The organism is Hymenobacter sp. J193, assembly GCF_024700075.1.
Classification (GTDB): domain Bacteria; phylum Bacteroidota; class Bacteroidia; order Cytophagales; family Hymenobacteraceae; genus Hymenobacter.
On sequence record NZ_JAJONE010000001.1, the window covers coordinates 2,783,792 to 2,809,344 of the forward strand.

The 25,553-nt window shown below is 60.5% G+C and carries 20 protein-coding genes; 5 read left to right on the forward strand and 15 right to left on the reverse strand.

Annotated features, from left to right (window positions below; all coding sequences use genetic code 11):
* Positions 1 to 3: 3 nt before the first annotated feature.
* Positions 4 to 393 (reverse strand): twin-arginine translocase TatA/TatE family subunit, encoded by a 390-nt coding sequence (locus tag LRS06_RS25390; RefSeq protein ID WP_308239901.1) that lies wholly within the window; start codon positions 391 to 393, stop codon positions 4 to 6.
* 11 nt (positions 394 to 404) lie between these two features.
* On the reverse strand, positions 405 to 629 hold the full coding sequence (locus LRS06_RS12180) for a twin-arginine translocase TatA/TatE family subunit (RefSeq protein WP_257871743.1): 225 nt from the start codon (positions 627 to 629) through the stop codon (positions 405 to 407).
* A 269-nt stretch (positions 630 to 898) separates the two neighbouring features.
* Here LRS06_RS12180 and LRS06_RS12185 point away from each other — a divergent pair, with 269 nt between their 5' ends.
* Entirely contained in the window at positions 899 to 1,849 is a 951-nt protein-coding gene (locus tag LRS06_RS12185; protein ID WP_257871744.1) for a GAF domain-containing DNA-binding protein, read from the forward strand.
* A gap of 308 nt (positions 1,850 to 2,157) precedes the next feature.
* Here LRS06_RS12185 and LRS06_RS12190 read toward each other — a convergent pair whose 3' ends face one another.
* The 7 genes from LRS06_RS12190 to LRS06_RS12220 form a co-directional block, all read right to left on the reverse strand.
* The gene (locus tag LRS06_RS12190; RefSeq protein WP_257871745.1) at positions 2,158 to 3,495 is read right to left on the reverse strand and encodes a murein hydrolase activator EnvC; all 1,338 of its coding nucleotides are present in this window, start codon (positions 3,493 to 3,495) and stop codon (positions 2,158 to 2,160) included.
* Positions 3,479 to 4,255: a DUF4292 domain-containing protein gene (locus LRS06_RS12195; protein WP_257871746.1), complete on the reverse strand. Its 777-nt coding sequence runs from the start codon at positions 4,253 to 4,255 to the stop codon at positions 3,479 to 3,481. Before LRS06_RS12195 ends, LRS06_RS12190 begins: the two co-directional genes overlap by 17 nt.
* The gene (locus LRS06_RS12200; RefSeq protein WP_257871747.1) at positions 4,248 to 6,050 is read right to left on the reverse strand and encodes a tetratricopeptide repeat protein; all 1,803 of its coding nucleotides are present in this window, start codon (positions 6,048 to 6,050) and stop codon (positions 4,248 to 4,250) included. Before LRS06_RS12200 ends, LRS06_RS12195 begins: the two co-directional genes overlap by 8 nt.
* Positions 6,051 to 6,136: 86 nt before the next feature.
* On the reverse strand, positions 6,137 to 7,147 hold the full coding sequence (locus LRS06_RS12205) for a sugar nucleotidyltransferase (protein WP_257871748.1): 1,011 nt from the start codon (positions 7,145 to 7,147) through the stop codon (positions 6,137 to 6,139).
* Positions 7,148 to 7,248: 101 nt separating this feature from the next.
* Positions 7,249 to 7,683, reverse strand: a complete 435-nt coding sequence (dut, locus tag LRS06_RS12210) for a dUTP diphosphatase (protein WP_257871749.1) — start codon at positions 7,681 to 7,683, stop codon at positions 7,249 to 7,251.
* 114 nt (positions 7,684 to 7,797) lie between these two features.
* Complete coding sequence (locus tag LRS06_RS12215) at positions 7,798 to 9,300, reverse strand: lipopolysaccharide biosynthesis protein (RefSeq protein ID WP_257871750.1); 1,503 nt, start codon at positions 9,298 to 9,300, stop codon at positions 7,798 to 7,800.
* Positions 9,301 to 9,395: 95 nt separating this feature from the next.
* Positions 9,396 to 10,184, reverse strand: coding sequence for an enoyl-CoA hydratase/isomerase family protein (locus tag LRS06_RS12220; RefSeq protein WP_257871751.1), 789 nt, complete (start codon positions 10,182 to 10,184; stop codon positions 9,396 to 9,398).
* 162 nt (positions 10,185 to 10,346) lie between these two features.
* On the opposite strand from LRS06_RS12220, the gene mscL reads away from it, so the two are divergent.
* Together mscL and LRS06_RS12230 are read left to right on the forward strand one after the other, a co-directional pair.
* Positions 10,347 to 10,766, forward strand: a complete 420-nt coding sequence (mscL, locus tag LRS06_RS12225) for a large conductance mechanosensitive channel protein MscL (protein WP_257871752.1) — start codon at positions 10,347 to 10,349, stop codon at positions 10,764 to 10,766.
* Between the two features lie 269 nt (positions 10,767 to 11,035).
* Positions 11,036 to 11,485, forward strand: coding sequence for a hypothetical protein (locus tag LRS06_RS12230; protein WP_257871753.1), 450 nt, complete (start codon positions 11,036 to 11,038; stop codon positions 11,483 to 11,485).
* Positions 11,486 to 11,740: 255 nt separating this feature from the next.
* Here LRS06_RS12230 and LRS06_RS12235 read toward each other — a convergent pair whose 3' ends face one another.
* From LRS06_RS12235 to LRS06_RS12260, 6 genes are all read right to left on the reverse strand, one after another.
* Positions 11,741 to 12,700: an OmpA family protein gene (locus tag LRS06_RS12235; protein WP_257871754.1), complete on the reverse strand. Its 960-nt coding sequence runs from the start codon at positions 12,698 to 12,700 to the stop codon at positions 11,741 to 11,743.
* A gap of 111 nt (positions 12,701 to 12,811) precedes the next feature.
* On the reverse strand, positions 12,812 to 13,588 hold the full coding sequence (locus LRS06_RS12240; protein ID WP_257871755.1) for a hypothetical protein: 777 nt from the start codon (positions 13,586 to 13,588) through the stop codon (positions 12,812 to 12,814).
* 291 nt (positions 13,589 to 13,879) lie between these two features.
* The gene (infB, locus tag LRS06_RS12245; RefSeq protein ID WP_257871756.1) at positions 13,880 to 16,936 is read right to left on the reverse strand and encodes a translation initiation factor IF-2; all 3,057 of its coding nucleotides are present in this window, start codon (positions 16,934 to 16,936) and stop codon (positions 13,880 to 13,882) included.
* 122 nt (positions 16,937 to 17,058) lie between these two features.
* Positions 17,059 to 18,339, reverse strand: coding sequence for a transcription termination factor NusA (gene nusA / locus LRS06_RS12250; protein WP_257871757.1), 1,281 nt, complete (start codon positions 18,337 to 18,339; stop codon positions 17,059 to 17,061).
* Between the two features lie 122 nt (positions 18,340 to 18,461).
* Positions 18,462 to 18,932, reverse strand: a complete 471-nt coding sequence (rimP, locus tag LRS06_RS12255) for a ribosome maturation factor RimP (RefSeq protein ID WP_257871758.1) — start codon at positions 18,930 to 18,932, stop codon at positions 18,462 to 18,464.
* Between the two features lie 119 nt (positions 18,933 to 19,051).
* Positions 19,052 to 22,534, reverse strand: a complete 3,483-nt coding sequence (locus LRS06_RS12260; RefSeq protein ID WP_257871759.1) for a gliding motility-associated C-terminal domain-containing protein — start codon at positions 22,532 to 22,534, stop codon at positions 19,052 to 19,054.
* A 106-nt stretch (positions 22,535 to 22,640) separates the two neighbouring features.
* On the opposite strand from LRS06_RS12260, the gene LRS06_RS12265 reads away from it, so the two are divergent.
* Both LRS06_RS12265 and cysS read left to right on the forward strand, forming a co-directional pair.
* Positions 22,641 to 23,768 carry an endonuclease/exonuclease/phosphatase family protein gene (locus LRS06_RS12265; protein WP_257871760.1) on the forward strand — a complete coding sequence of 376 codons (1,128 nt, stop codon included), beginning with the start codon at positions 22,641 to 22,643 and terminating at the stop codon, positions 23,766 to 23,768.
* Between the two features lie 240 nt (positions 23,769 to 24,008).
* Positions 24,009 to 25,514 (forward strand): cysteine--tRNA ligase, encoded by a 1,506-nt coding sequence (cysS, locus tag LRS06_RS12270; protein ID WP_257871761.1) that lies wholly within the window; start codon positions 24,009 to 24,011, stop codon positions 25,512 to 25,514.
* The last annotated feature ends 39 nt before the right edge of the window (positions 25,515 to 25,553 follow it).

Genomic DNA, 25,553 nt, shown 5'->3' on the forward strand with positions numbered 1-25,553 from the left:
GGTTTAGTTCACTTGGTCGAGGCGGGGGCGCTCAGCGGCGGGCTGTACGGGCGGGGTAATACCACCATCCATGGGCGGCGCGAGCGGGGTTTCGGCTACGGGCACTACTGGGGCAGTTGGTGCTTCGGACGTTACCGGGGCCGCGTACTGCGGCTGCGGAAACTGGGGTTGCTGAAACTGCTGCTGGTACGGCTGCTGCTGAGGCTGGCCGGCGTTTTCAAACTCGCTCCGGATTTCGCGGGAGGCATCTTTGAACTCGCGGATGCCTTTGCCCAGGCCGCGCGCCAACTCGGGAATCTTGTTGGCACCGAAGAAAATCAGGATAACCACCATGATGAGCATAATCTCACCACCGCCAAGGTCACCCAGAAAGAGGAACAGAGGAGTATGCATGGCCGGAAAGCTTAGTAACGGGGCTGATTAGGGTCGTTGGGGTTCACGGGACGGTCCCGGAACTCCGGCTTTTCTTCCTTGGAGGCATCCTTGAACTCGCGGATGCCCTGGCCCATACCACGGAACAGCTCCGGAATACGCTTAGCCCCAAACAACAGAATAATAGCCAACCCAATCAGCAGGAGCTCGGTGCCACCGAGGCCGCCGATACCCAAAAACAATGAAGCAAACACCATAAGAAAAAGCCCAAAAGGGCGCGTTTGATGTGGAAAGTCCCTTATACGCACGGCGGCGCTGCTTGGGATTGGTAAAGGTACCCCATAATTTTTTATTTTGGGAAGCAGCATGCCCGGCCCGGCTGGGGGGCGGCCCGCTAAGGCCTAATTGGCACCATCGATTATATTTTAGTGTATCTGCAACCAGATGATACCCATCTTGGTTTAGTAACAGCCTCTTACTCAAAAGCCCGCACCGGTCTTCGTGCTCCAACCCTGTCTGTTTATCTATGCCAGCCAAATCCGCTTTGCCAGTCAACGCAACTTCCGAGGGTTCCCGCCTGCTGCTACCCACGGAAGAGCAGAAACGATTGGAAGCATTGGAAAGCTACCAGGTGCTGGACTCAGCGCCCGACGATGACGCGCTGAACGACCTCACGCGCTTGGCTTCCATCATCTGCAATACGCCTATTTCGCTGGTTTCCCTGGTGGATGCCGAGCGCCAGTGGTTTAAAGCCAACCTGGGCCTGGAGGGCGTGACCGAAACCCCGCTGAGTGTTTCCTTTTGCCGGTACGTGGTGCAGAAGCCTAACGACCTGCTGGAGGTATCCGACGCTACGCTGGACCCTCGTTTTCAAAACAACCCGCTGGTTTTAAATCAGCCCAATATCCGTTTTTATGCCGGCGCTCCGCTGGTAAATCCCGAGGGCTACACGCTGGGCGCGCTGTGCGCCATCGACACCAAGCCTCGTACGCTTACCAGCGAGCAGCGTGAAGCTTTGTTGCTGCTGGCGCGGCAGGTAACCACCCACCTGGAGCTGCGCCGGACCAAACTGCTGCTGGAGCAGGAAAAGCTAAAGATGCATGGCCTACTGCAACTGGCCAACGACGAAACGCAGGCGCTGTATGCCAGTGGCCGCAACGAAATCTTCGTGAAGCACGAGCAGCGGCTGATGCGGGTGCGGATGGCCGATATCTGCTACATTGAGGCGCTGGGCGACTACGTGAACATTTATACCTGCTCCGAGCGTTTGACGGTGTGCACCACCATGAAAGACATGGAAGCCAAACTGCCCACAAAGGACTTTACGCGGATTCAGCGGAAATATATTATCCGGCTCGACTGCCTGCGGGCTATTGAGGGAGAATTGGTGCAGGTAGACGGTCCGAAAGGCGCTGTGTACATTCCAATCGGAAATTCGTACAAGACGGCGCTGATGAACAGGCTAAATCTTATTTGATTAATGCCAAACCTTTGCTAGGCAGGTACCGTAAAAAACACTCATTCACCGAGGATTTATCAACATTTGGCGAATAGTGAGCTTCCGAAACGCCGGAATTTTCCTATCTTTCGCCTGTTATCGGGGGCTCCCTTCTTTGCTAGCTGCCGCCGGCTGGAAGGATAGACTGATAGCTAAGTTTGTTTTCATAGCTCAGAAAGGCACCGTGCGCTGTACGGTGTTTTTTTTGCTCCTGGCGGCCGAGCTGCCGGTAAGGGCAATGCGACAAACAGGATTTTGACAAGTTTAGCGCTCCAGGTTTGCCAAGCTTATTTGCGGCCCAACCAGTTTTCCGGGTTCAGGTTAGCGCTGTTGCGCCAGAGCTGGAACTGCACTTCGCTGGTGCCTTCCGAGTCGGTGTACACGGTGCCGAGCTGCTGGCGGGCCTCCACCGTCTGGCCTTCGCTCACCGATACGTTCCGCAGCTTGGCGTACACCGTGAAGTACTCCCCGTGCTGCACCATCACAATGGTGTTCATACCCGGTACGCTGGCTACCGTCAGCACCTTGCCATCGAACACGGCCCGTACGGCTTCGCCCGCGTTGGTTTGAATATCTACGCCCCGGTTTTCCAGTACCACGTGCTTGAGTACCGGGTGAGGATGCTTGCCGAAGCGCTGCGAGATAAAGCCACGCCCCACCGGCCACAGCAGGCGCCCCCGGTGATCAGCAAAGGACGAGGATAGGATAGCCGCTTCCGGCGTCAGCGTTACGCGGTCGGTACGCTCCACCGCCGCTTCTTCGGCGGCTTCGGTGCGGCGGGTGGCGGCGGGACTACGGGAGGTGTTGCCGCTGGCGGCCGAAGAGCGGGCTGCTTTATTGGCCGCGGCCCGGGCGGCCCGCGCAATTTCCTCGCGTACGCGCTGGGCAATCAGGTCATCCAGCCGCCGTACCGACTGCTGCCGCCGCGTCAGCTCTTCCTGAAGCTGTTGCTCCTGGCGGCTGAGCTGCGTCACGACCTGGTCCTGCTGGGTTTTGATGGAAAGCAGGTTACGGTTTTCGCTGAGCTGGGTGCTGAGCAGGCTGGATTTCTGCTGCCGCTTGGCCGTGAGGCCCGTTAGCTGCTGACTAAGCCGGGTTTGCGTTTGGGTAATCTGGGCGGCCTGGGCCTTGCGCACCTCCGAGTACTGGCGTACGTACTGCAGCCGGCGCACAAACTGGTTGAAGGACTCGGCCGCAAACAGGAACATGATGCGGTTGTAGCTGTTGGCCGTTTTCGAGGAGGCATAAATCAGCCGCGCATACTCGGCCCGCAGCTGCGCCAGGGTTTGTTGGGTTTGCTGCACCTGCGTTTCCGTCTGGCGCACGTCGGAGTCGAGGTACTTCAGCTCCGAGGATATTGTCTGAATAACGTTTTTCTGGACGGTAATCTTTTCCTTCAGGGCATTCAGCTGCCCGATGGTGGCCTCCTTGCGCTGCTGGGTTTGCTGCAGAATGCGGCTGGTTTCCTTGATGCGTTTGAGTGCTAGGCGCTTTTCGCGCTCCAGCTGCGTGCGCGACTTGCTTGGACGCGCCCGGTTGCGCTGCGCCCAGCCTATTTCGCTCACCATCATCAACAGGAGGAAGGCCAGCGTTGCCGCCAGCCAGCCCTTACTTTTTCCGCGCATAACCTGGGGGCACCGAGAACGGGAAGTCCAGCCGCTCTTTGTCGACCTCCACACTGCGGAAATTAATGGAAGCCGACGACGGCTTGTTTTTAGGCTGCTCGACTACAACCAGCAGTGCATTAGCGAATTCCTGCGGTACGCGCTCCAGAGGCTTAAAGTCCGAGAAGTCGACCGTGAAGCGTAGGTGCGAGCTGTCATCCTGCACGGCCAGCTTCTGCACACGGCGGCGGGTGGTTTCCAGCAGCTGCTCTACCAGCAGAGCCTGCTGCCGGTACACTACTTTCTGCATGGGCGGCTCCGTGGTCACCGTAGGCTCGGTGCCGGTGGGAGCGGGCACGTAGTTGCCGGTAAGCAACGCCTGCACCTGCTGAAAGGTAACGGGCAGATTGAAACGCTGCCGCAGATAGGTAAAGTTGCCGGCGTAGTACTCGCGGTGCAGCCGGTCAATCACCTGCACCGAGTCCGGGGTGATGTGGGCGCGCATGACTTCGCCAATTACCGGAGCCCCAATTGACAGCCAGATCAGGCTGTCTTTGCGGATGCGCAGCGTCAGCGTCACGTTGGGCAGCTTGTCGCCGCCGGTTTCAATCTGCGCCTTGCCTTTCGCCGCCAGGTATCGGAAATCGAGGTTTGAGGCATTCACCAGGCTTTCCGCCTTCGGCGCTTCCGCCCGCGCCTGGGTTGGCAGGGCTTTGCGGGTACAGGCACCCAGCCCAGCCATCAATAGCCCCAATAGAAGCGGTGCGCAGCGTTTATTCATACAATTTTCGGTCTTTTATCTTGCGGTCAATCAGCTTGGAGGCGCCGCCCTGGCGCTTGGCCTGCTGCCATTGGGTATATGCCCCAGCGACGTCGCCGAGCTGATATAAAACGTCGCCGTAATGTTCGGTCACGGTGCCGTCCTTGGTGGTGCGCAGGGCTTTTTCCAGGCTTTCGCGGGCCCCGGCGTAGTCCTTCTGCTTGTACAGCACCCAGGCGTACGTGTCGAGGTAGGTATCGTTGTCCGGGAACTGCTTGACCAGCTTGCCGGCCATGGTTTTGGCTTTGTCGAGCTTTTCGCCGCGCAACGAGAGGTAGTAGCTGTAGTTGTTGAGAACCTGCGCGTTGTTGGCATCGAAGGCCAGCGCGGCCTCGTACGCCGCGTCCGACTTCACAAAATCCTTGAGCTCGTGGTACGCATCGCCCAACTGGGTGTCAAACTGCGCCTGCAGCTCGGGGTTGTCGGCAGCCAGCTTGCGGCCGTATTCCAGGGACTTTACGCCCTTGGCCGCATTCTTATTGATGAGCTGCGCCGCCCCGTTGAAGTACCAGAACACCGCCTGGTTGGGGAACAGCTCCAGGGCCCGGTCGGTGTGCACCAGCAGGGAATCCGTCTGGCTAAGCTCCGCATCAATGCTCACGACCTGCTGCCAGAGCTGGAACTTGGAGTTGTCGAGCTTGAGGGCCCGCAGGTAGTTGTCGCGGGCTTCTTTGCGGTGCTCCGTCAGAGCCTGAATGTCGCCGGCTACGGCGTAGGCCTTGGCTTCCTTGGGGTGTACGCGCGTGGTAATAGAAGCTAACTCCAAGGCGTTTTTCTCCAAAGCTGGGTTGGGCAGCTGCTTGATGAAGTCGACCAGGATGCGCACTTTCTGGTCGATGTCGAGGCCAGGGCTTTCAAACGCCTGCCGGAGGTAGCGCTGCGACTCAGTTGGGTTGTTCTGCTGCCGGTACACGTCGGCCAGAATCATGTTGGCCTGGGCGTTGTCAGGGTCCTGCTGCAGGGCCTGCGTAGCTACCCGAATGGCGTCGGGCAGGCGGTTGTTAGCCGCATACATTTCGGCCTGGGCCAGCACGTAGCGCACCTCGTCGGGGTTCGAGGAAATCAGCGTTTCGCCTTCTTTCAGCGCCTGGTCGAGCTTGTTCTGGCGCAGGTAGATCTGCTGGCGCTTGAACGCTACCTCATCCAGCGCGCCGAACTGCTTTTCCGCTTGGTTCAGCGTAGTCAGGGCATCATCCAGCTTGTTCTGGGCCAGGTACAGGTCGGCCAGGTTGAAGAGGTAGTACCCCGAGTCGGGCACGTTCTTGATGAGCGTGGTATACACCTGCGCGGCCTGGTCGAACTGCTTTTGCGAGGCGTAGATCTGGGCCAGCAGTAGGTAGTAGTATGCGTTTTTGCCATCCAGCTGAATGGCGGTGTTGGCAAAGTTGGTGGCATCCTTGAGGTTGCCGGTGAGCAGGTTGGTTTCGGCAATCTTGTAGTTGATGGCCGCGTTGTTGGGGTTGATTCGGTAGGCCGCCAGCAGCCGCTCCAGGGCTTTGGTGTAGTCTTCGAGCAGGGTGAATTTCACCCCTTCCACAAAGTAGGACTCGCTCAGCTCCCGCTCTTTTTCCGTCAGCTCGCGCATCTGTAGGCGGGCGTCCGACACGGCTTTGCGGTGCTTCAGCTCGCGGCGCTCCTTGCGGGTGAGCTTCCGGCGCGGCACGGCCGTGGGCGCGGCAGCGGGCAGCTGGGCCCAGGCTGCATCAGCCACCAGCAACGCGAAGACCAGCAAAACAACGGCGCGAAAACGAAACATGAGGAAGGCGGAAAGAGCAACGAAACACTACGGCCGCGGCAGGTCAGGCCTGAGCCTTAAACACCGCCGCGGCCGGAAAGGCTCCGTCAGACGCGCAGGTTGTTGTAGTCGCCCAGGCTGAGGTCAGACGGGGCGCCGGTGAGCGTGGCGTGGTTGCCAATCATGGAGTTAGTCACGTTGGCGTGCAACACCGTAGCCGACTGCTGCACGATGGAGTTCGACAGCACCGAGTCGCGCACCGTCGACTGGTTGCCCAGCGAAACGTGCGGCCCTATCACCGAATTGTGCACCACCACGCCTTCGCCGATGTAGACGGGCGGAATGACAACGGAATTGTGTAGCTGGGCCGATGATGATACCAAATCCTCGCCGCGCTCCTGCAGGTACTCCAGGTAACGCTGGTTGGTGTACACGGTAGCATCCTTGTTGCCGCAGTCGAGCCACTCCGTCACGCGGCCGGGCACGAAGGTGGTGCCCTTGTTTTTCATGTTTTCGAGGGCATTGGTGAGCTGATACTCGCCTTTGTCCTTGATGTCGTTGTCGAGCAGGTACTGCAGCTCCTCGCGGAGGTAGGCGCCGTCCTGGAAGTAATAGATGCCAATAATGGCCAGATCCGACACGAACTCCTGGGGTTTTTCCACGAAATCGGTAATGCGGCCCTGCTCGTCGAGCTTCACTACGCCGAAGGGCTTGGGGTCGTCGACGCGCTGCACCCAGATGGTACCGGGCACCGAGGAGTCGAGGGTGAAGTCGGCCTTGAACAGCGTATCGGCAAAGGCTACCACCACTGGGCCTTCGAGAGCTTCCTTGGCGCACAGAATGGCGTGAGCCGTGCCCAGGGGCTCATCCTGATAATGGATAGTGCCTTTCGCACCGATGGACTCGGCAATAGCCAGCAGACTTTTCTCTACCTCTGCCCCGAAGCGGCCCACGATAAAGGCTACCTGATCAACCGGCTCACCGCATACTTTGGCAATGTCTTCCACAAGGCGCTGCACAATGGGTTTGCCGGCAATCGGAATCAGCGGTTTGGGAACGGTGAGCGTGTGGGGGCGCATGCGTTTGCCCATACCGGCCATCGGGACGATGATTTTCATAGGGAGAAGTGAGGGTTAGAAAAGCTAAAAGGGAAGGTTGTGAAAGAAGCGTATCCGGAAATTTCCAGGGAAAGTTGCGCCGGGAAGGACCCTGGCAGGCCTTATTGTACGCCGGTACTGCCGTAGCCACCGGCGCCGCGGGCCGTCTGGCTGAGCTCCTCGGCGGGCTGCCAGCTAACGACTTCGTGGCGGGCCACCACCAACTGGGCTATTCGCTCCCCATCCTGCACCACGAAGTCGGTGTCGGAGAGGTTGACCAGCAGCACCTTCAGCTCGCCCCGGTAGTCGGCATCAATGGTGCCGGGGCTGTTGACGATGCCGATGCCGTGCTTGTAAGCCAGGCCACTGCGCGGACGCACCTGCATTTCGTAGCCCACCGGAATTTCCAGAAAAAGGCCTGTAGGGATAAGGGCGCGTTGCAGGGGCTTCAACGTAACCGGCTCCTGGAGGTTGGCCCGCACATCAAGCCCGGCGGCGTGGGCCGTCTGGTACTCGGGCAGCGGGTGGTGAGAGCGGTTGATAACGGGGATGTGCATGCGGCAAAGGTAGTTTCTGACAGTAGTTTCTGAGTGGAGAGAAAAGGTTCTTGCGTTCAGGCCGGAAATTGGCGCCAAAAAGCCAGCATTCAATAGCTTACTTCCGCAAACTCTTCAGCTCCGTATCAGTCTGTGCGGCTTTTCCACCGCCACCAGTGCCCCCACAAAGCTTAGGCTGAGCAGCAGGTGCCAGGCATGCCGCAGCCAGAAGCCATCGGGCTGCACCCACCAGCCCAGCGCCACCAGCGCCACCGCCAGCAGAAGCCACAGCAGCAGGCGGGCTACGGGGTAGGGTACCGGGAAGTGCCGCTCGCCCAGCCACCAGCACATGGCTGCCATAGCCGCGTAGCAGGCCAGCGTAGCCACCGCCGAGCCCATGTAGCCCAGCACCGGAATCAGCAGGAAGTTGAGGGCAATAGTGAGCACCGCGCCGGCCGCCCCAATGTAGGTGCCGTAGTAGGTTTTGTCGGTGAGCTTAAACCACACCGAGAGGTTCCAGTACACGCCCAGAAACAGGTTGGCCAGCAGCAGCACCGGCACCACGGCCACGCCCTCGCGGTACTCTGGTCGGCGTAGAAATGCCCAGGCAAAGTCCTCAATGTTCAGGCTGATGAACACGAAAATAACCGCGCAGCATAAGGTAAACCACTTCAGCACCAGCGCAAACGTGGCCGGGGAGTTCTTCTCGGAGCTCTGAGCGAAGAAAAAAGGCTCTGCGGCGTAGCGGAAGGCCTGAATGACGAGGCTCATGAAAATGCTGAGCTTGTAGCAGGCCCCGTAGATGCCCACGGCCGTGAGGCTGCTCTGGCCGGGGTAGTAGCCCTCGGGCAGCCACAGGGGCAGCAGAATCCGGTCCAGCGTTTCATTTACCATGCCCGCCAGGCCCATCAGCATAATCGGGTAGGCGTAGCGCAGCATAGCGGCCAAGGGCGTGGCATCCAGCCGAAACCGGAAGTCCAGCAGCTCGCGGCCCAGCAGCAGCAGGGTAAAGGCACTGGCCGCCAGGTTCGACAAAAACACGTAGCCGATGCCGATGCTGGGGTCATAGAGGCGGGCCACCAGCGGCTGCAGGATGGGCAGATACTTGCCTGCCAGCACATCGGGGCAGAGCACGATAAAAAACAGGTTCAGCCCGACGTTGAGCAGGATGTTGGCCACGCGGATGGTGGCAAAGCGCCGGGCCTGGTTTTCGAGCCGCAGCCGCGCAAAGGGAATGGCCGCCAGCGTATCGAGCCCCAGAATGAGAGCCAGCCAGATGGCGTACCGCTCCCGGCCGGGCGGCACATCGAGCAGCTGCATCAGCGGGCGGGCCAGCAGGGCCAGCAGCGCCGTGAGGGCCACGGTGCTGACTAGCAGCTGGCTCATTACCCGGTCGTAGAGCAGGCGCCGGTCGGTGCCGGGGCGGTTGGCGAAGCGGAAAAACGTGGTTTCCATGCCGTAGGTGAACACCACGTTCAGAAACGACACGTACGCGTACAGACCCGTCACAATGCCATACTCGGCCGCTACAAACCGGCCCGTGTACACCGGCACCAGCAGGTAGTTCAGGACCCGGACCAGAATGCTGCTGATGCCATACACGGCCGTTTGACCGGCCAGCTTTTTGGCGACGCTCATGCGGTAATAATTATGAATTATGAGTTATGAATTATGAATTGCCGGTGGGCGCCTCGGTATTCATACTCCATAATTCCGCATTCATAATTCAGAATTTACTTACCCGTAAAGGCGGCCGGGCGCTTTTCGAGGAAGGCGCTGGTGCCTTCGCGGAAGTCCTCGGACTCGAAGCAGCGGCTGAAGGCGTTGGCCTCGGCCTGGTAGCCGTGCCGCTCTTTGTCGTAGGCCGCATTCACGCAGTCGATAACCAGGCCCACGGCCAGCGGCGCTTTGCTTAGAATCCGCCCCAGCAGCTGGCGGCTGAACTCCAGCAGCTCCGGCAGCGGCACCACGTGGTTGACGAGGCCCAGGCGCAGGGCCTCATCAGCTTTAATGATGTCAGCCGTCAGCAGCAGCTCCAGGGCCTTGCCTTTGCCGATAAGCTGGGGCAGGCGCTGGGTACCGCCGTAGCCGGGCACCAGGCCCAGGTTCACCTCGGGCTGGCCGAAGCGGGCATTCTCGGAGGCAATGCGCAGGTGGCAGGCCATAGCCAGCTCGCAGCCGCCGCCCAGGGCAAAGCCATTCACGGCCGCAATAACAGGCTTGGAGCTTTCCTCAAACAGGCAGAAGGCTTCCTGCCCGAACTCGGCAGCGCGGCGACCCTCAATTTCATCCAGCGCGGTCAGCTCGGCAATATCAGCCCCGGCCACGAAGGCTTTTTCTCCGCTGCCCGTCAGGATGATGCCGCGCACCTGCGCGTCGTCCAGGGCCAGCTGCAGCGCCTCACGTAGCTCCCGAATGGTGTCGTGGCTCAGGGCGTTGAGCTTGGTAGGGCGGTTGATGGTGAGCGTGAGGATGCCGCTGGCGGCGTCGAGGTCGTAGAGCAGGTTGGTGAAAGCAGGCATAGCGCAAAAACAGGTGAGGAAGGCAAGCCCGCAAAGATAGAGTAAAAGCCCGCGCCCGGAATGGGCCTGCCCGGCCACTCCGGCGCTATAGCGGAGCTTATGTATTAAATCCTATATTTACCCCTAACCTTTCTTTTCTTCACCTCAAACCACTGTTCGCGTATGGGCTTCGTTTCTGAATTCAAGGAGTTTATTTCCAAAGGCAACGTCCTCGATTTAGCCGTGGGGGTTATCATCGGGGCCTCGTTCGGGGGCATCGTCAAGTCGTTGACGGATGACATCCTTATGCCGGTCCTGACGCTGCTGACCGGAGGTCTGGACTTCAAGGACTGGTTTGTGGCCCTCGACGGCGGTACTTACAAAGACCTGGCGGCGGCCAAAGCTGCCAACGCGGCCACGCTTAACTATGGTTTGTTTCTGAACGCGGTGCTGGCCTTCCTGCTCATGGCCTTTGCCATTTTCTGGCTGGTGAAGCTGGCCAACCGCTTCAAGAAGCCTCAGGAGGTCGTAGTAGCCGACCCCGGCCCTACCAAAGACCAGGTGCTGCTGATGGAAATCCGGGACGCCCTGCGTACGCGCTAAACCTACCGGGCAAGTGTTGGCCGGCTTATCCTCTGGGGGATAAGCCGGCTTTTTTTTAGCCTGACCAGAGAAATAACCGTAATGGAGCTTCCATCAACATGGTTTTGGCAGGAAATATGTACATTTCAAAGGAGCACCCGGGCTGCACCCGCGCAGAGGAAGCATAATTTGAACTACCTTCGCAGTCAGACCGTTACAGCCACGCATTGCGCTAAGCGTGGTGCCCCATCACCTCACGTATTCAACAACTTCTCTTTTACAGTAACTGCATGAAAATTCTGGTAGCGGCTTTGGCAGTAGGGCTGGGTATAATGGGAGCAGTAAGCGAAGCCGATGCGCAGGCCGCCGGCCCGCAGGGTCCGGCCGGCCCGGCATTTGAGCAGCCGGCTGCCCCGCAGAAGGCGCCGCGCAAGCGCAAAGCCTCGGCCACAGATATTGCCCGCATGCAGCGCCGCATGGCTATGAACCCCGACGAAGCCAAGCGCGACCAGCAGATAGAAGTGCTGGAAGCCCGCGCTGGCGGCAGCACCAGCATGGGCCGGGGCACGTCGCGGCAGTACGAAAGCGGCAATGGAGGCTTTACGGTGCGCCGCTTCCGCGACAAAACCGGCTCAGCCACTCAAAAGCGCGGCCAGACCCGCCCCGCTCCCGGCATCAACCCCAAGGGCAAGCCCCTCAAGCACAAGAAAACCAAGCGCTTTCTGTTCTTCAAAGTGTAAAGACTGCTGGCCACATAACAAAGACCACATAAAAAAGCCCCGAAACATCGTTTCGGGGCTTTTTGCTTTCAGGTCAGGATGAAGCCACCGTTCGCCTCCACCGAGCCCCGAAAGAGCAGCTCCGGCAAATTGAAATCAACTTGCCTCGCTTTTTGCCTTAGCCACCCGAGCAAGGATGGCCGAGAATATCAAATAGATAGGGTTGCTGGCCGGCGTAGTTGAGCTTGCTGCTACAGATGCCAGCGTGTGACAGGATTACAGCTTCACGAACTCCGTGCGCTGGTTGAGGCTGTCGAGGCCCGATGACGAATCGATATCCAGGGGCTTGGTGCCGCCGTAGCCTTTGGTGGTGAGGCGGGCTGCCTCCACGCCGCCGCGCACCAGCGCCGCCCGTACCGCATCGGCCCGCCGTTGCGACAAGGCCAGGTTGGTAGCGGCGTTGCCTTCCCGGAGAGTGTGGGCCTCAATGCGCACCTTAACCTCGGGGTTGGCGGCCAGCGTATTCACCAGTGCCCGCACTACCGGCTGTGAAGCCTCGGTGATGGTAGCCGTGCCGGGCTCAAACTGAATGCCGTGGCACACAATCTTGCCGTCGGCCAGCAGCGTGCTGTAGTATTCCGTCGATACCTCGTTGGCTTTGCGCTGCACGGCGGCTTCGGCTTTCTTGCTGAGGCGGTCGGCAATTTTCTGCGAAGCCTTATCGGCCAGCTTGTCCTCAACCCGCCAGAGTAAGCCAAGCTGGGCCTGGGCGGGCGCGGCGGCAAAATGCAGCAGGATAAGCAGAGCGGTGAGGGTAAAGAGCGTTTTCATAGGGTAGGGCACTGGTAAGGTGGAGAGGAGAGGTTGTTTGCGCCGAAGCGTTGTCAGGACGGAGTAGTTCCGGTCGTTTTCGAGCACCTGGTATTGCAGGCGCAGCTCTTGCGTGGACATATGCTGGATTTCGTAGACCTGCACGCCGTGGCCGCTGACCATGATGAGCTGGGAGTTTTCGTTGCGCAACTGCCAGGAGCCTGAGCCGGTTCTGACGTGTTTAGTGGCGCTTTCGTGCTCGGCAAACGTGCCGTTCTTGGCAAACCGCAGGCAGTCGTCCTGCATGTTGGCGGGCAGCAGCGCAAACACACTAGCCGGGCCAGCGGCGTCCGTGGTGGTTACCTCAATATTGGTCAGCTCCCAGTCCCGGTCAACCAGCAGGGCCGGCCTCTCTTGCAGACTCACTGCTTTCTCCTTGCCCTTCGGCCGTAAAGCCCGAGAGCATCAGTGGCAGCGCCAGCAGGCCGCAACGCACAGGTTTCATAGTACGACAGGCAAAGACAATTGAAAGGAGGCTTAGAAGCGGGCCGAAACCCCCAGCTTCAGCAACGACATATCATAACCTACCTCTGCAAACCCGCCAATCTTGTCCGTCACATAGTAGCGCGCGCCCAAAAACAGGCCGCTCGTGACGTAGGTGCCGCCCCAGGAGTTGTTGTCGCCATAGTAGCCGTTGTCGGAGTAGCTTTCGATGCGGGCGCCCAGCGCCAGGCCGGCGTAGGTATCCAGCTTTTCGTTGTCAGTGAAGTTGTAGTGGTAAGTGCCGCGCACACCCACGTAGATGTTGCGCCACGAAGCGTTGTAGTCGCCGGAGCGCCAGGTGTAAGACTTGTAGCCTACCAGACCGCCTACGCCAATCACGCCGGGGCCGAGGCCATCGTACATGCCGTGCTCAACCGACAAACTCAGTGCCGGCATCGATTTGCCCGTGCCACCCAGCAAGCCGTAGCCGTAACCCAGCCCCAGACCTACGCCCAGGTTGGCTACCGTTGTGCCTTTGCCAAAGGTCGAGGTAGAGGCGGCCATGCTCGTTTTGGCGGCCGGAGCGGACTTAGTAGCCGGAGCCGGCTTGGGGGCAACGGGAGCAGCCGCAGTTTCCGTTGCCGTAGGGCGGGCCGTGGTTGCCGGCTTGGTAGTAGCTACGGGTTTGGCCGCTGGTTTCGCGGCGGGCTTGGCAGCCGTAGTGGTACGGGTAGCGGCCGGCTTGGCTGCTGGTTTGGCGGCCGGTTTCGTTTGGGCCAGAGCGGTGGAAGCGAGGCACGATACGGCCAGGCAAAGGGTAAAAGCTTTCATAGCGGTTGAATGGTGAGGCAGCAGCAGACTAGGTACGACCACGACGAGTGCAATTCGTTCGGGTTGTGATACAAAAGTACCGGATGCTACTTCCGGCGTCAATCGCATGATGATGTGAACCGACCCGCTGTCTGTCCTCTAACAGCCGCCATAAATGCGCGTCATCTGCTCGTTTTCAGCTTTTCATTGTAGGCTGCTGGCTTTATATGTGATGCCGGGCCAGCCTGCCGAAAACAAAAAGCCCCGATCTGCGCGCAGATCGGGGCTGGGTGTTAGGCCGTAAACCGGAGCTTACAGCGTGCGTTTCACTTCCTGTTCCTCGAAGCCTTCAATGTTGTCGCCTTCGCGCAGGTCATTGAAGCCTTTCAGCGAGATACCGCACTCGTAGCCCTGGCGTACTTCCGACACGTCGTCTTTGTAGCGCTTTAGGTCCTGAATGTCGCCCGAGTGCACCACGATGCCGTCGCGGACGAGGCGCACCTTGGTTTTGCGGGTGAAAGTACCATCCGTCACCATACAGCCGGCAATAGTGCCCACCTTGGTGATGTTGAATACCTGGCGAATCTCGGCGTTGGCTACTACTACTTCCTTCACCGTAGGTGCCAGCATGCCTTCCATAGCATCCTTCACCTCGTTGATGGCGTTGTAGATAATCGAGTAGAGGCGGATATCGATTTGCTCCTGCTCGGCCAGCTTGCGGGCGCTGAGCGAAGGCCGCACCTGGAAGCCGATGATGATGGCGTCGGATGCCGAAGCCAGCAGTACGTCGGATTCCGAAATGGCACCCACACCCTTCGAGAGGATGTTTACGGCCACTTCCGGTGTGCTCAGCTTCAGCAGTGAGTCGGCCAGGGCTTCTACCGAACCGTCCACGTCGCCTTTCACAATGACGTTGAGTTCTTTGAACGAACCAATAGCCAGACGACGACCAATTTCGTCTAGGGTAATGTGCTTTTTGGTGCGCATGCTCTGCTCACGGGCCAGCTGCTGACGCTGCGTAGCCAGTTCGCGGGCTTCGCGCTCCGTTTCCATCACCTGAATCTTGTCGCCAGCCTGTGGAGCACCCGTGAGGCCAAGTACCTGTACCGGAGTAGCTGGGCCAGCCGTTTTCATCTTCTTGCCCCGGTGGTCGGTCATGGCTTTCACGCGGCCAAAGTGCGGGCCGGCCAGTACCATGTCGCCCACTTTCATCGTGCCGGTTTGCACCAGGATGGTGGTTACGTAGCCCCGGCCTTTGTCGAGCGAGGCTTCGATAACCGTACCCACAGCGTTACGGTCAGGGTTGGCTTTCAGCTCCAGAATCTCGGCTTCCAGCAAAACTTTCTCCAGCAGGTCGTCGATGCCCAGGCCGGTTTTAGCCGATACTTCTTGGCTTTGGTACTTACCGCCCCATTCTTCTACCAGCACGTTGATAACCGACAGCTCTTCGCGGACTTTATCGGGGTTGGCACCGGGCTTGTCAATCTTGTTCAGGGCAATAACGATGGGTACTCCCGCCGCTTGCGCGTGGTTGATGGCTTCCTTCGTCTGGGGCATTACCGAGTCGTCGGCCGCTACCACAATGATGGCAATGTCGGTGACTTTGGCACCCCGGGCACGCATGGCCGTAAAGGCTTCGTGACCGGGAGTATCAAGGAAGGTTACGCGCTTGCCCGATTTGGTCATTACGTCGTAAGCCCCGATGTGCTGGGTGATGCCGCCGGCTTCGCCTTTGGCCACGCTGGCACTCCGGATATAGTCAAGCAACGACGTTTTACCGTGGTCGACGTGACCCATGATGGTAACAATGGGCGCCCGCGGCTGCAGGTCTTCGGGGCTATCCTCGATTTCAATAACCGTATCCTCTTCCTCGGCGCTCAGGAATTCAACGTCGTAGCCAAACTCATCCGCAATAACGGTAATGGCTTCGGCGTCGAGGCGCTGGTTGATGGATACGAACATGCCCATGTTCAGGCACACTTTGATAATCTCGTTCACCGACACGTCCATGAGCGACGCCAGGTCGTTGGCCGAAATGAACTCGGTTACTTTCAGCGTTTTCGAGTCAAGCTCGTTTTGCTGACGGGCCAGCTCGCTGGCTTCGGCTACCCCGGCCCGCTTGTCGCGGCGGTACTTGGCGCGGTTCTGCTGCTGACCCCGGCCGCCGCTGAGCTTGGCCAGCGTAGCCTTGATCTGCTCCTGAATCTGCTTTTCGTTTTGCTCGGGCGTGAGAGCCGGGTTTGGCTGACGTGGAGCACCTTGTCCGCCTCCCTGACCGGGGCGCGGACCCCGCTGGTCGCCGGGACGGCCACCGCCGCCCTGACCAGGACGGCCACCCTGGCTTGGAACCACCGGGCGGTTCGGACCGGTGTTCGGGTTTGTATTCTGGTTGTTGCCGCCGGGCGTGCCGGGCACGGGCAGGCGCTGCCGCTTTTTCTTGGCATCGGCACCGCCGAGGCCGCTCTTGCGCACATCGGACGAGGCTACGGGACGGGCACCTCGCCCACCGCCGCGCCGCGACGAATCGAGGGGCAGCTCAATCTTACCCAGTACCGTGAGGCCTTTCAGCTGGTCGGCTTTGGCTACGATAGTACCAGCGTCTTCCCCGGCCGGTGCTTCAGCTTCGGGCTGAGCGGCTGGAGCTTGCACGGGAGCCGGAGCCGCTGGACGCTGCTCAGCAGCCGGGGCCGCCGGAGCGGGAGCAGCCGGCGCAGGAGCCTGCGGCTGGGGAGCTTCCACCGGAGCCGCAACGGGCGGCTGGGGGGCGGCAGCTACCGGCGCGGGAGCAGGCTCTGGTTTTGGAGCCGGAGCAGGCTGCGGCGTGGGGGCTACAGGAGCCACAGGCGCCGCGACTGGAGGGGCTGGCTGGGGTGCGGCAGCTATTGGTGCCGGGGCCGGGGCGGCAGGCGCCGGAGTGGGACGGGGCGGCACAGGGCGGCCCTTGGCATCCAGCTCAATCTTGCCCAGTACCTTCAGCCCGGGAGCTTTAGGCGCTTCAGCAGCAACCGGGGCAGGTGCTGGCGCGGGAGCTACCGGTGCAGGCTTGGCTTCCTCAGCCGGTTTAGGGGCCGGAGCCGGGGCCGCTACGGGGGCCGGGGTAGGCTTCGGCACTACGGGCTCAGGCTTGGGCGGATGCGCCTCAAGCTCACTCTGGCGCTTGGCCTGGGTGAGCTTTACCGCTTCAATTTTATCCTGAGCCGAAGAAGCAAACTCCTTCTCCAGCAACCCTACCTGGTCGGCAGTTAGCTTCGTGGTAGGCTTGTTTTCTACCTGATGCCCTTTTTTAGCCAGGGTTTCTACCACCGTGGCCATTCCAATATTCAGGTCTTTGGCCGCCTGCTGTAGCCGTTTAGGTGCTGCTTCCGCCATTCTATGCTCGCGAACGATACTCTTAATCAGTTGCAAAGGTACTATTTTAAATTTTGCCGGGCGGCAGTAAATCAAGCCACCCGGCTCGATTTACTGCCTTTGCCGTACCGGCCGCGGCGCCCTCATTGGGCGGCGTCGGCTGAAGGGGTTTCGGATTCTTCCTCGTCTTCGAACTCCTGGCGAATTACGCGGAATACTTCTTCCACGCTTTCTTCTTCCAGTTCCGTCCGGCGCACGAGGTCTTCTTTGCTGACGGCTAATACGGCGCGGCCCGTGTCGAGGCCGATTTTCTTGAGCTCGTCGAGCACCCAGGCGTCAATTTCATCCCGGAATTCGTCGAGGGCAATATCTTCTTCGTAGTCGCCGGCTTCGCGGAACACGTCGATTTCCATGCCTACGAGACGGGAAGCCAGTTTGATATTGGCGCCGCCCCGGCCAATGGCCAGTGACACCTGGTCGGGTTTCAGGAACACCGAAACCCGGCCGGTTTGTTCGTTTATTTTCATCGAGCCGATTTTAGCCGGCGACAAGGCGCGCTGGATGTACAGCTCCAGGTTGTTGGTGTAGTTTATGACGTCGATGTTCTCGTTTTCCAGCTCCCGCACCACGGCATGGATACGTGAGCCTTTCATGCCTACGCAGGCACCCACCGGATCGATACGGTCGTCGTAGCTTTCGACGGCTACTTTGGCCCGCTCGCCCGGCTCGCGCACGATGTTCTTGATGGTGATGAGGCCATCGTAGATTTCGGGCACTTCCTGTTCAAACAAACGCTCCAAAAAGGCCGGCGCAGCGCGCGAAAGGATGATTTTGGGCGTACCGTTGAGAATTTCCACGCGGTGCACCACGGCGCGCACGGTGTCGCCCTTGCGGTAGCGGTCCTTGGGGATCTGCTCCGACTTGGGCAGTACCAGCTCGTTTTCGTCCTTGTCCAGGATCAGGGCCTCGCGGCTCCACACCTGGTACACTTCGCCGGCAATGATTTCACCCACCTGATCTTTGTAGGTCTGGTAGAGGTGGTCACGCTCCAGGTCCTTCACGCGCTGAATCAGCGTCTGGCGGGCCATGAGCACGGCGCGACGGCCGAAATCCTCCAGCTTCACTTCCTCGGCTACCGATTCGCCAATCTCGAAGTCGGGCTCAATCTTCTGCGCCTCGGACAGCGGAATCTTATCGAAGTCCCAGATGTCCTCCGAGTCGTCGTCCACGATTTCGCGGTTGCGCCAGATTTCCAGGTCGCCCTTGTCCACGTTGAGAATGACGTCGAAGTTCTCGTCGGTGGTGTACTTCTTGCGAATCATGGTCCGGAACACGTCTTCCAGGATGCTCATCATCGTGGGCCGGTCGATGTTCTTGGACCGGGCAAACTCGGCAAACGATTCAATCAGGACGTGGCTGTTCATCTGATTTAAATTGTTGAATGGTTGAATGGTTGAGCTGCTGAATGGCTGTTGGTCGAATGGCAGATTGTTTAGGCCTCGCGAATCGAACCAGCAACCATTTAACTAGTTAACCATTAAGGTATTTACTTAAATGAAATAACCACTTTCGCTTCCTGAATGGTGTCGAAGGGCACCAGGGCGGCAGGCAGGGTTTTTTTCTTGTTTTTCTCTTTCACTTCCTCCGCCAGCTGCACGCCGGTAGCTTCCACGGCTTCGAGCGTGCCGGTTTTCTCGGTACCGTCCTTAAGCTTGAGGCTGAAGGTGCGGCCCACGTGGCGGTGGTACTGGCGGGCATCTACCAGCGGCTGGTCGGCGCCGGGCGAGGTTACTTCCAGCGTGTAGCTGGCTTCCTCTCCGTAGGCTTCCTCGATGCGGCGAGCCAGACGACGGCTTACCAGGGCGCACTCGTCAATGCCCATGCCCTGCTCCCCGTCCAGAATGGCGGTTACCTTGGGCCGGATGGCGTCAGAAACGGTAAGCCCAACAACGAACAGCTCGGGGCCGGGCAGGCTTTCCTCCAGCATCTGGGCAATCTGGGCGCGGTCAAATTTCATACGGTCGAGCCAGGGGATAAAGAAAGAGGGGACTACCCGTCCCCTCTCTGATTCGTTACTTGCTGGTGCAAAGATACAACGAATTATGCCGCAACGCAACCAGCCGCGCCGGGCGGACCTTAGCGGTGAATATCCAGCCAGCCTTTGTACTGGCGGCCTTCGGTATCGCGCAGCAGAAAGTAGTACACGCCGCCGGGCAGCTTGCCCCCGTCCCAGTCGTTGCGGTAGTCGGCCGAGCTGTACACTTCCTGTCCCCAGCGCGAAAATACCTTCAGGGCAGCGGGCAGGCAGGTGTAGTGCTGCACAAACACCTGGTTTAGGTTGTCGCCGTTGTTGGGCGTGATGATGTTGGGAACCAGTGGGTCAGCCACTTCAATCTGCAGGTAGCGCGTCTGCACCTGGCAGGTGCTGTTGTAGGCGGCCGTCATGGCTACGGTGTAGGTACCGGCGCGGTCGTAGGTGTGCTCCACGCTGGCCGTGGTGCCGTGGGGCGTGCCGTCGCCAAAATCCCAGTCGTACTGGCTGGCATACTGCGCCGGCGACACGAATCGGATAGTGAATGGCGCTAAGCCAGTCTTACCCGAATATGATGCACACTCCGGTACGGGTAGCGGCTGCACGTTGGTGTTCAGCGGCGCCATAACCACCTGCCGCACGTCATATTCCGGGCAGCCATTGGAGGCCTGGTAGGTGTAAGTGAGGCGAAGGCGCTGGGCCGAGTCGGCGGCAACCGGGGGCGTAAACCAGCCTTCCGGCGTAACGCCCGAACCGCTCCACGTGCCGCCCGCCGGGGTAGCGCCCAGCAACTGGTAAGGCGTGTTCTGGAAGCTGCACAGGGCTGTATCCCGGCCGGCCTCAACGGCTGGCGGCAGCAGTACTACAATCTGCCGGCTGGCTTCCCCGCATTGGTCGACCGGCAGCGTGTAGGTGATGGTGTGCGTGCCGGGGCCAGCGGCGGCCGGGTCGAACTGGCTGCCGCGCACGCCGGGGCCACTCCAGGTGCCACCCGCGGGCGTGGCCGTCAGGGGCACGAGGTCTTCGTTGGTACAGCGCTGGGCGGGCAGGGAGAAATCAACCGACACCACAGGCCGGACTGTCATGCGGAGGCTGCTGTTGGTAAAGCACGTGCCGGTAGACTGGGCTGTGTAGCTGAGCGCCTGCTCGCCCACCAGGGCAACGCTGGGCGTGAAAATGTAGCTGCCATCGGCCTGCCGGCTTATGCCGGGGCCGGCCCACACGCCGCCCGCCGGAGAGCCACCCAGCCGGATGGGGCCGGCATCGGCGCACACGGCCTGGGGACGACCGGCGTTGGCAATCCGCAGCTCGAAGTCGATTTTGAAGGCGGCGTTGTTGCAGTTCGAGCTGTTGTTGACGCGGGAATAGGTGTTGGCTCCCGGCGGCACCGGAAAGCGCGACGAGCCCCGGCAGCCGCCGCACACGGCATGGTACACCACGCCGCGCTTATCAAACCGACTGGTACCCCCATCCACGTGTTCCCCGCTGCCTCCCTGCTCCCCGAAGAACGTGGCGTACTCAATGGCTCTGGCCCCGGCCCCGAACTGCACGACGTAAAAATCGGAGCCGTCGGTGCTCGGCTGCACGGCGTTGCTGCTGGTGGGCAGGTCGTTGGTGGAGCCGCCGGTGTAGCCGTTGTTGATGTTGCCGCCCCAGCCGCAGGCGTAAATCCGCTCACAGTCATCTACCAGAAAGGCCGTCAAAGACAGGTCAGTGCCGCCCCGGCCGCTGCCAAACACGGTGGAGTAGTTAAGGGAATTGAGCTGGGGGCCAAGCTTCTGAATAAACTGTCCACCGCGCCGTTTCCGGTTGTCGTAGAGGCCCGCCGTAATGGGAAAGTTGCCGAAGCTCTGACCCAGGATGTACACATTGTCGGCCGCGTCGAGCTGCAGAAAATACACTTGATCGTACTGGTCGGTGCCCCGGTAAGTGGCCTGAAGCAGGGAATTGCCATCGGCCGAAATGTGAGCCACGAAGCCGTCGGTGTTGCCGGCCGAACCCGACTGTAGCGCGCCCGTGGTGCCGGGGAAGTTGCCTCCCGTGGTGCCACCAGCCACGTACACCGAGCCATCGGAAGCCAGCTTGATGGAGTACGCCGCATCGGCGCCGCTGCCCCCCAGGTAGCTGGCCCAGTACAGCTGGTCGAGCTTGGGCGAGAGTTTCAGCACCAGGCCATCCAGCTTGCCGCCGCCGTAGGCACGCTTCAGGCCATTCTTCACCGGAAAGTTGGTGCTGCCGGTGCAGGAGGCCACGTACACGTTGCCCTCCGAGTCGGTGATAATGTCGCCCCGGAATGTGTCGCCGTAGTTACGGGCCAGGAAGTTGCTGGCGCTGTTGCCAGTGTCCACGTTCAGGCCGTCCCAGCCGGAACCGCCCAGCAGGGTGGAAGCCAGCAGCGTGCTGCCGTTGGCCGAGAGCTTGGCCACGAACAGGTCGGCGCCATTTAAATAGCTGTAGCTGTTGAACACCTGGTAGGACTGGCCGGGCTGCAGCGTGCGGCTCACGGCGCCGCTCGTAGTGGGGAACTGCCGGGACGACGTGGAGCCGAAAATCAGCAGCTCACCCTGGGCATTCACCACCAGGCTGTGCGGGGTTTCGGTATTCTCGCCGCCCAGGTAAGTGGCATACAGGCGGGCGGCCGGGCCATTTGCCCGCGTGTCATACTTGATAATGCCCACGTCCATGACGCCGCTGAAGGAAGTGCTGAAAGCGCCGGCCGACACGGGGTAGCCGGGGTCGAAAACCACGCCAGCCGAGTACAGGTGGCCTTCCTCATCGTAGGTGGCCGTGTTGCCCCAGTTGTCGGCCGTGGAGCCGGTGTAGGAGGAAAAAACCACCGTGGGGTCGATGGTCAGGGCCAGGTCTTTACGGTAACCCTGCGGAAACTGGAACGACACCGTCTGGCCGCGCAGCTCAAAAGAGCACGGCACCGGCACGACTTTCCCATTCACGTACTGCCAGGCCCGGGGGGCCAACTCCGTCACGGTGCCCACCGAGGTGCCTACCATCAGGTTGCCTTCTTCCAGGCGCAGCGTGTTGGCGCCCTGGTAGCGCAGCCGGATGGCGGCGGGGCGCCCGCCCGGTGCCACCACGAAGTCGTACTCCAGGTGACCGGCGGCGTTTTCGTAGAGTTGCACGTCGGTTTTGGCGTACACGCCCTGGTACTGCACCTGCCGGAAGCCCCGTACGCCGGTAGCCCACTGGCGCGGGTCGGGCCCCCGGAAGTAGCTGCGCTGCTCGGTTGTGGCCTCGGTCCCGGTCAGGGTAGGGGCAGCGTTGCCGCCTTCAAACGTAACGGTGTAGGCGTGGCCGCGCAGCTCGGCTTTCGGAGCCTGGAGCGCGCCCGCCTGCCCGTGGCCGTGGCTGCCCAGGTCTTCGGGCGAGAACAGGGAATAGGTGAAGCCCGTAGGCCGCAGAAACAGCCGCCCGGCCGGCAGACTAGCGGCGTAGCGCACGGGCGCGGGCCACTGGCCCCGGTTCTCAATGAATTCCAGGGTCTTTTCCGGTCCCGGCAGGGCCGCGTGCACGGAAGAAGAGCCTAAGGAAACGCATGCCAACGCCAGCAGCCAACAGTAAAAACGGTTCATCTCTGTGTAAGAGTAAAGTCTAACAGATTCGAAAGATACCGCTTCGGCCTGATTGGTGGCATGGTGCGCCGGAAACCCCTGGATATCGTATTTTGCGGCCTCATTCGTGTCTGATTTCGTGCGTCGTTCTTTTGCCTTCAAGTGCACTGTGCTGACGGTAGCCTGGGTGCTGCTGGCCATCGGCGCCCTGCAGATTCCGCCTTACCAGCTGTGGCCGGCCGCCTTCGTGGGCATGAGCCTGCCGGTGGCGCTGTTCCTCAATGCGGGCTGGCTGTTGTACTGGCTGCTGCGGCGCTGGCCGGTGGCACTGCTGCCGCTGGCCGTGTTGGTGCTTACCTGGCCGCACGTGCAGCGTGGGCTGGCTCTGCACCCGCTGAGTCCTGATGTCAACTCCGATTATGAGCCCGTGCGGGTGCTTAGCTCCAACGTGCGCATCTTCAATGTATATAGGCAGCTGCGCGGGAAGGACTTCGTGTCTTCGAAGGCTATGATCAAGTGGGTGGCCGAAAACCCGGCCGACATCATTTGCCTGCAGGAATTCTACAACGAGCCTCAGCCCACGCAGGAAAACGGACGGGTGTTTCAGAGTGTGCGCCGCATCGGGCAGGAGCAAGGGCGGCAGCCGTTTGTATCCGTCACGCTTGAAAACCGCATTGGGGCGCAGTTTGGGCTGGCTATTTTCTCACGCTACCCCATTGTGCGCCGGGGAACCATTCCGTTTGGGCGGCTCACCCAGAACCACGCCATGTTTGCCGACGTGCGCCTGCCCCAGGGCGACACCATTCGCGTCTACAACGCCCACCTGCAGAGCATGAGCATGGCCGAGCAGGACATTGTGGACAGCTACTCCAGCAAGGCCGGTCTGAAAGCCAAGGGGCTGGGCTTGCTGCGCCGCTTCAAGCGCGGCTTGGTGGCCCGGGCCCGGCAGGTAGACACCCTGCGCCGCCATATGGACGAGTGCCGCTACCCCGTGCTGTTCTGCGCCGACCTCAACGATTTACCCTACAGCTATACGTACGACCAGCTGGCCGACCGCCTGCAGAATGCCCACGCTACGGCGGGTAATGGCGTGGGCGCTACCTACAACGGCCGCCTGCCCTTCGTGCGCATCGACAATCAGTTTGCCGGCCCGCAGTGGCAGGTTCAGGACTTCCGGGTGCACTACGAAATTCCCTACTCCGATCATTTCCCTACCTCCGCTACCTACCGTCTAGCTCCGAAGCAAACCCAGTAACGGGATTTATACCAGCCAGCCCGGAGTATGTACCCAAGATTGAACTTTATAGACTCCCGAGCTGGACTTTTGTACTGCCAAGGCGGGATTTTAGACTCAATTGGGACAAAATTGAGGCGAAATCAGCCATTTTCAGGGCAAAGTTGTTAAAGCAAACCACCTAGCCGGTGAAGCCAGCGCCCGATTATAAAATCGGTGCCTTCCTCTTAATCTGCAAAATCTGCGGTTACTTTTGCTCCCATGCAGCACCCACTTTCGCTCTACAACACGCTCACCCGCCGCAAAGACGCTTTCCAACCGCTACACGCGCCTTTCGTGGGCGTATACTTGTGCGGCCCTACCGTCTACAGCGAGGCGCACTTGGGCAATGCTCGGGGGCCGGTGGTATTTGATGTGCTGACGCGCTACCTTCGCTACCTAGGCTATACCGTGCGCTACGTGCGCAACATCACCGACGTAGGCCACCTGGCGGGCGACGCCGACGAGGGCGAGGATAAGATCAGCCGGATGGCGCGGGCACGGCAGCTGGAGCCCATGCAGGTGGCTGAGCAGTTTGCCAACCTCTACCACCGCCACATGGAAGTACTGGGCTGCCTGCCGCCCGATATCGAGCCCCGCGCCAGCGGCCACATCACCGAGCAGATTCAGCTGATTCAGGAAATTATCGGCAACGGCTTCGGCTATGAAGTCAACGGCTCGGTGTACTTTGATGTACCAGCCTACAACGCCGCCGGGCGCGGTTACGGCAAGCTGTCCAACCGCGTGGTGGAGGAGCTGCTGGCTGGCTCCCGCGACAACCTCGCCGGGCAGGAGGAAAAGCGCAGCCCCCTGGATTTTGCCCTCTGGAAAAAGGCCGATGCCCGCCACCTCATGCGCTGGCCCTCGCCCTGGGGCGAAGGATTTCCCGGCTGGCACCTCGAGTGCTCGGCCATGAGCCGCAAGTACCTGGGCGCCGAGTTCGACATCCACGGCGGCGGGCTGGATCTGATGTTTCCGCACCACGAGTGCGAAATTGCCCAGAGCCAGGCCAGCCATTCCCACTCCGACGAGGCCCGGGTGTGGATGCACAACAACATGATTACGGTGAACGGCCAGAAAATGAGCAAGTCGCTCGGCAACTTCATCACCATCACCGACCTGTTTCAGGGCGGCAGCTCCATCCTCGCCCAGCCCTACTCGCCCATGACGGCGCGCTTCTTCCTGCTGCAGGCCCACTACCGCAGCACCGTGGATGTGACCGACGACGCCCTGCAGGCAGCCCGCAAAGGCTACCGCAAGCTTATGAACGGCCTGCGCATGCTGGACAAGCTAGTCCTGACCGAAGGCAACGAGCGCGCCGCCGATACCGCAGCTGCCGACGCCGAGCTAAGCAAGCTGGTGCAGGACTGCTTCATGGGCCTCAACGACGACCTCAATACGGCCCGCTGCGTAGCCTCGCTATTCAACCTGCTGCGCAAGCTCAACGGCTTTGCCGCCAACCCGGCCACGCTGGCTCAGGTAGGTGAGGCGGCCCTCACGGAGGCCGCCACGGTGTACCGGGCCCTGGTGCAGGATGTGCTGGGGTTGCAGGATGAGCCCCGCGCCAGCGTGGAAGACCTGCTGGGCCTCACGCTGCGCTTCTACCAGGAAGCCAAAGCCGCCAAGGACTACAGCAAGGTCGACGACATCCGGGCAGCGCTCAAGGAGCAGGGCATCGTGGTGAAGGATACCAAAGCCGGCGTCGACTGGGCCTACAGCGAAGACTAAATTTTACCTCCTCTGTCATGCACTGCGGCTTTGCCTTTG